1 protein-coding gene is annotated in these 1,160 nt (G+C 69.5%); it reads left to right on the forward strand.

Annotation, left to right across the window (positions count from 1 at the left end; genetic code table 11):
* On the forward strand, positions 1 to 1,160 hold a 1,160-nt coding region (locus ACFUJ1_RS34195), incomplete at both ends, for an FtsK/SpoIIIE domain-containing protein (RefSeq protein WP_378651451.1).

Below are 1,160 nucleotides of genomic sequence, written 5' to 3' on the forward strand. Positions count from 1 at the left end.
CCGCGGCTGCCCCGCCCGCGTTGCGCCCGGCCGCGTTCATCCTGGCCGACCCCGCCCAGACCAACCTGATGTTCGAGGCCCTCGACCTCGGGCACCGGGACCGCGGCTTCCCCCACATCGTGGGTTGGGACTACACCGCCCACGGCATCGATGTGGAGGTGCAGATGCTGGGCGGGCAGAAGCTGAGCGACTGGACCAGCGAGGACACCACCGAGACGCTGGCGACCTACTTCGTGGTCCCGTCGGTGACCGCGGTCGGGACCGACCCGAGCCATGTCCGGCTGTCCTTGCGGGTCTTCGACACCCTCACCGACTCCATTCCCACCGACGTGGTGTCCGGCGCCGAGCAGGAGGCGGCACCGGAACCCATCACCCCGGCTTCGGTCGGTGTGGATCTGGAGGCGGTCCCGGTCGGGGTCTCCGAGGACGGCTCGCCGTGGCTGTTGCGGGTGCTGGGTTCGCAGATCCTCGTGGCCGGGGCGACCGGTTCAGGGAAGGGCTCAGTGCTGCACTCGATCATTGGCGGTCTCGGCCCCGCGATCCGGGCCGGGTTGGTGGACGTGTGGATGTGCGACCCCAAGGGCGGGGCCGAGTTCGGCAGCGGCGCCGACCGGCTGTTCGTCCGCTTCGGCGTCGACGCCACCTCAATCCTCGGAATGCTCTCCGAGGCAGTCGGACTCATGGACGAGCGGCTGGTGCGGATGCGCCGCTCCGGTACCCGCAAGCTCTACCCGAGCACCGATGAGCCGCTGATGCTGATCGTCATCGATGAAGCCGCCGCGCTGTCGTCGTACGCGACCCGGGAGGAGCAGAACGAGTTCCGGCGCCTGTCAGGGTTACTGCTGTCCAAGGGCCGCGCTGCCGCGGTGGTCGTGGTCGCCGCGTTGCAGGACCCGTCCAAAGAGACCATGCCGAACCGGCAACTGTTCTCCGTGCGCATCGGGCTGCGTCTGGATGAGCCGACGCAGACCGCGATGGTCCACGGCCAGGGCGCCCGCGACAGGGGTGCTCGCTGTGACCAGATCAGTGAACTCACCCCCGGTGTCGGCTACGTCGGGGAGGACGGCACGACCGGCTTCAAGCGGGTCCGCGCGTTCTGGGTCTCCGATGAGGCGGTCGACGCGATCGTGGACGCCTTCTCCCCGGCTCAGCCCGACACC

Source organism: Nocardia sp. NPDC057227 (genome assembly GCF_042669725.1).
Classification (GTDB): domain Bacteria; phylum Actinomycetota; class Actinomycetes; order Mycobacteriales; family Mycobacteriaceae; genus Nocardia; species Nocardia asteroides_A.